The sequence below is a fragment of the Flavobacterium cyanobacteriorum genome (assembly GCF_002251835.1).
Lineage (GTDB): Bacteria > Bacteroidota > Bacteroidia > Flavobacteriales > Flavobacteriaceae > Flavobacterium > Flavobacterium cyanobacteriorum.
In genome coordinates, this window is sequence record NZ_NOXV01000215.1 from 1 (window position 1) to 5,607 (window position 5,607).

The window sequence follows — 5,607 nt, forward strand, 5'->3', positions numbered from 1 at the left end:
AAAAAAGGCGGGAGAAAAAAAAGGAATATTTTTTTTCATAACGCTTGCCTGGTAAAAAATAAGTTGTACTTTTGCACCCGCTAACTGAGAGGTTGGCGAAAAAAAAGAAGACACGTTCATAGACATATTGGATTGACAGCAAAAAAGAGAGCGTAAGAGAATCGCGGATAAAAGCCAAGATAGGCGCGTCGTACGATATTACAATATACGATGAAGAGTTTGATCCTGGCTCAGGATGAACGCTAGCGGCAGGCCTAACACATGCAAGTCGAGGGGTAGAGGAAGCTTGCTTCCTTGAGACCGGCGCACGGGTGCGTAACGCGTATGCAATCTGCCCTGCACTAAGGGATAGCCCAGAGAAATTTGGATTAATACCTTATGGTATAATGGTGTGGCCTCACATTATTATTAAAGATTTATTGGTGCAGGATGAGCATGCGTCCCATTAGCTAGTTGGTATGGTAACGGCATACCAAGGCGATGATGGGTAGGGGTCCTGAGAGGGAGATCCCCCACACTGGTACTGAGACACGGACCAGACTCCTACGGGAGGCAGCAGTGAGGAATATTGGTCAATGGGCGCAAGCCTGAACCAGCCATGCCGCGTGCAGGATGAAGGTCCTATGGATTGTAAACTGCTTTTGTACGGGAAGAAACCACCCTTCGTGAAGGGTCTTGACGGTACCGTAAGAATAAGGATCGGCTAACTCCGTGCCAGCAGCCGCGGTAATACGGAGGATCCGAGCGTTATCCGGAATCATTGGGTTTAAAGGGTCCGTAGGCGGTTTTGTAAGTCAGTGGTGAAATCCGGCAGCTTAACTGTCGCACTGCCATTGATACTGCAGGACTTGAATAACTGTGAAGTAGCTAGAATATGTAGTGTAGCGGTGAAATGCTTAGATATTACATGGAATACCGATTGCGAAGGCAGGTTACTAACAGTTTATTGACGCTGATGGACGAAAGCGTGGGGAGCGAACAGGATTAGATACCCTGGTAGTCCACGCCGTAAACGATGGATACTAGCTGTTTGGTTGTAAGACTGAGTGGCTAAGCGAAAGTGATAAGTATCCCACCTGGGGAGTACGGGCGCAAGCCTGAAACTCAAAGGAATTGACGGGGGCCCGCACAAGCGGTGGAGCATGTGGTTTAATTCGATGATACGCGAGGAACCTTACCAGGGCTTAAATGTAGGGTGACAGGGGTGGAAACATCCTTTTCTTCGGACACTTTACAAGGTGCTGCATGGTTGTCGTCAGCTCGTGCCGTGAGGTGTCAGGTTAAGTCCTATAACGAGCGCAACCCCTGTTGTTAGTTGCCAGCGAGTCAAGTCGGGAACTCTAACAAGACTGCCGGTGCAAACCGTGAGGAAGGTGGGGATGACGTCAAATCATCACGGCCCTTACGTCCTGGGCTACACACGTGCTACAATGGCCGGTACAGAGAGCAGCCACCACGTGAGTGGGAGCGAATCTATAAAGCCGGTCACAGTTCGGATCGGAGTCTGCAACTCGACTCCGTGAAGCTGGAATCGCTAGTAATCGGATATCAGCCATGATCCGGTGAATACGTTCCCGGGCCTTGTACACACCGCCCGTCAAGCCATGGAAGCTGGGGGTACCTGAAGTCGGTGACCGCAAGGAGCTGCCTAGGGTAAAACTGGTAACTGGGGCTAAGTCGTAACAAGGTAGCCGTACCGGAAGGTGCGGCTGGAACACCTCCTTTCTAGAGAACGCGAAGCGCCCTTAGGGCTTGTTTGCGGTTATCTTACCCTCTGCTGTTAGTTCAAAAAATACAAAGAAGAAGAGAGCTGAAGAAGATTGTTAGATCATTAGATGGCCAGATTGTTAGATAAGTCTAATAATCTAAAAATCGAACAATCTAAAAATCCAAAACACAAAGTCTCGTAGCTCAGCTGGTTAGAGTACTACACTGATAATGTAGGGGTCGGCAGTTCGAGTCTGCCCGGGACTACAGCTTTAGTTCAAGGTTTAAATGTTTAAAGTTTAAAGTTGATCTGGAAGAAAAGCTCTTGAAAATCTTTAAAAGGAAATTTTAGAAGTTGAGTTACACTGCATAGTGAACCGTCAAGGACTGTTAACTGTCAACTGTTAACTGTCAACTATGAAACGGGGGATTAGCTCAGCTGGCTAGAGCGCCTGCCTTGCACGCAGGAGGTCATCGGTTCGACTCCGATATTCTCCACGATTTAAGCCACAAGCCATAAGTCAAAAGCCACTAGTTTAGCTAGTGCCTGATGGCTGAATACTTGTGCCTTGAAAAAGTTCATTGACATATTGCGATAAGAAACAAAAGAAAAAATATAGAAAGCACATTTTAGTGATTAGCCAAAAGCAATTAGCCACTAGTGGCCATTGCCTATTAACTAGTTACTAAGTAAAAGCACAATAAGCAAAATAAGGGCGTATGGGGGATGCCTGTGGCTCTCAGAGGCGAAGAAGGACGTGATAAGCTGCGAAAAGCTGCGGGGATTGGCACATACGAGGTGATCCGCAGATATCCGAATGGGGCAACCCACTATGTTGAAGACATAGTATCCGCCGTAGGCGGAGGCAAACCTGCTGAACTGAAACATCTAAGTAGGCAGAGGAGAAGAAAACAAAAGTGATTCCGTGAGTAGTGGCGAGCGAAAGCGGAATAGCCCAAACCATTATTGTTACGGCAATGATGGGGTTGTAGGACTCCGATATTTCTTGCAAACTGAACTGGAACCAACTGGAAAGTTGGGCGATACAGGGTGATAGCCCCGTACAGGTAAGGGATGTAAAGGATAGGGGTATCCTGAGTAGGGCGGGGCACGTGAAACCCTGTCTGAATCCGGCGGGACCATCCGCCAAGGCTAAATACTCCTGAGAGACCGATAGTGAACCAGTACCGTGAGGGAAAGGTGAAAAGAACCGTGAATAACGGAGTGAAATAGAACCTGAAACCATACGCCTACAAGCGGTCGGAGTCCGCCTGTGCGGATGACGGCGTGCCTTTTGCATAATGAGCCTACGAGTTACCGTTGCTGGCAAGGATAAGCACTTCAGGTGTGGATCCGTAGCGAAAGCGAGTCTGAATAGGGCGAGATTCAGCCTTCGGGGCTGAAAGCGCGCGAGCGCTGAGTCAGTAGTGGTAGACGCGAAACCGTGTGATCTACCCATGGGCAGGATGAAGCTGTGGTAACACACAGTGGAGGTCCGAACCGGTTGACGTTGAAAAGTCTTCGGATGACCTGTGGGTAGGGGTGAAAGGCCAATCAAACTCGGAAATAGCTCGTACTCCCCGAAATGCATTTAGGTGCAGCGCTGATAATAGTTATATAGAGGTAGAGCTACTGATTGGATGCGGGGGCTTCACCGCCTACCAATTCCTGACAAACTCCGAATGCTATATAATGATTTACAGCAGTGAGGGCATGGGTGCTAAGGTCCATGTCCGAGAGGGAAAGAACCCAGACCATCAGCTAAGGTCCCCAAATGTATGCTAAGTTGAAAAAACGAGGTTTGTCTGCCCAGACAGCTAGGATGTTGGCTTGGAAGCAGCCATTCATTTAAAGAGTGCGTAACAGCTCACTAGTCGAGCGGACGAGCATGGATAATAATCGGGCATAAGTATACTACCGAAGCTATGGACAGAATAATCTGTGGTAGGGGAGCATTCTATGGGCGTTGAAGGTGATATGTGAGTATTGCTGGAGCGTATAGAAAAGAAAATGTAGGCATAAGTAACGATAAGGGGTGCGAGAAACACCCCCACCGAAAGACTAAGGTTTCCTCAGCTATGCTAATCAGCTGAGGGTTAGTCGGGACCTAAGGCAACCCCGAAAGGGCTAGTCGATGGCCAACGGGTTAATATTCCCGTACTACTTATAATTGTGATGGGGCGACGGAGTGATGAAAGCGCCGCGGACTGACGGAATAGTCCGTTGAAGTACCTAGCTATAGGCCCTGTAGTCAAATGCGCAGGGACTGGTGAAATACGATAGTACTCGGAGCCTTCGGGCAAAGAGATAGTGCGCCTAAGGGCTTCCAAGAAAACCCTCTAAACTTAAGTTATAAGTACCCGTACCGTAAACCGACACAGGTAGTCGAGGAGAGAATCCTAAGGTGCTCGAGAGATTCATGGCTAAGGAATTAGGCAAAATAGACCTGTAACTTCGGGAGAAAGGTCGCCACGAGCAATCGTGGCCGCAGTGAAAAGGTCCAGGCGACTGTTTATCAAAAACACAGGGCTCTGCTAAATCGTAAGATGATGTATAGGGCCTGACACCTGCCCGGTGCTGGAAGGTTAAGAGGAGATGTTATGCGCCTCGGCGCAGAAGCATTGAATTGAAGCCCCAGTAAACGGCGGCCGTAACTATAACGGTCCTAAGGTAGCGAAATTCCTTGTCGGGTAAGTTCCGACCTGCACGAATGGTGTAACGATCTGGACACTGTCTCAGCCATGAGCTCGGTGAAATTGTAGTATCGGTGAAGATGCCGATTACCCGCAGTGGGACGAAAAGACCCTGTGCACCTTTACTATAGCTTAGTATTGACCTTGGATAAGTGATGTGTAGGATAGGTGGGAGACTATGAAGCGGCGTCGCCAGGCGTTGTGGAGTCATTGTTGAAATACCACCCTTTGCTTATCTGAGGCCTAACCCCGTATTGTGGGGGACATTGCTTGGTGGGTAGTTTGACTGGGGTGGTCGCCTCCAAAAGAGTAACGGAGGCTTCTAAAGGTTCCCTCAGCACGCTTGGTAACCGTGCGTAGAGTGCAATGGCATAAGGGAGCTTGACTGAGAGACATACAGGTCGATCAGGTACGAAAGTAGAGCATAGTGATCCGGTGGTTCCGCATGGAAGGGCCATCGCTCAAAGGATAAAAGGTACGCCGGGGATAACAGGCTGATCTCCCCCAAGAGCTCATATCGACGGGGGGGTTTGGCACCTCGATGTCGGCTCGTCACATCCTGGGGCTGGAGAAGGTCCCAAGGGTTGGGCTGTTCGCCCATTAAAGTGGCACGCGAGCTGGGTTCAGAACGTCGTGAGACAGTTCGGTCTCTATCTACTGCGGGCGTTAGAAATTTGAGTGGATCTGACTCTAGTACGAGAGGACCGAGTTGGACTGACCTCTAGTGTATCTGTTGTCCCGCCAGGGGCACCGCAGAGTAGCTACGTCGGGAAGGGATAAGCGCTGAAAGCATATAAGCGCGAAACCCACCACAAGATGAGATTTCTTTTAAAGGTCGTGGAAGATGACCACGTTGATAGGCTACAGGTGTAAAGGCAGTAATGTCATAGCCGAGTAGTACTAATAACCTGTAAGCTTATGTGCGCAGCTCCCCCTTCCTGCAGAGGAAGGGGAGCGAACTTTCTAAATACAACTTCTATAGTTTCTTTATCGCGATATGTTAACGTATTAGCCACAAGTAACCAGGCACAAGCCAAAAGTTACTGTGGATGAGTATAAAAGCTAGTGGCTTTTGGCTCAAAAAACTTAAGGTGATTATTGCGGCGGGGCTCACCTCTTCCCATTCCGAACAGAGAAGTTAAGCCCGCCAGCGCAGATGGTACTGCAGCAATTGTGGGAGAGTATGTCATCGCCTTCCTTTAGAAA

General features: G+C 49.0%; 2 tRNA genes and 3 rRNA genes. All 5 read left to right on the plus strand.

The features are described from left to right. Positions 1–207 precede the first annotated feature (207 nt). The 5 genes from CHU92_RS04975 (at position 208) to rrf (ending at position 5,599) form a co-directional block, all read left to right on the plus strand. Positions 208–1,725: ribosomal RNA gene (locus tag CHU92_RS04975) — 16S ribosomal RNA — on the plus strand. Between the two features lie 175 nt (positions 1,726–1,900). Beyond that, a tRNA-Ile gene (locus CHU92_RS04980) sits at positions 1,901–1,974 on the plus strand. A 157-nt stretch (positions 1,975–2,131) separates the two neighbouring features. After that, positions 2,132–2,205 (plus strand) — tRNA-Ala (locus tag CHU92_RS04985). A gap of 201 nt (positions 2,206–2,406) precedes the next feature. Continuing rightward, positions 2,407–5,325, plus strand: a 23S ribosomal RNA gene (locus CHU92_RS04990). Between the two features lie 163 nt (positions 5,326–5,488). Next, a 5S ribosomal RNA gene (rrf, locus tag CHU92_RS04995) occupies positions 5,489–5,599 on the plus strand. Together the 16S, 23S and 5S rRNA genes with 2 tRNA genes alongside form the textbook arrangement of a ribosomal RNA operon. The last annotated feature ends 8 nt before the right edge of the window (positions 5,600–5,607 follow it).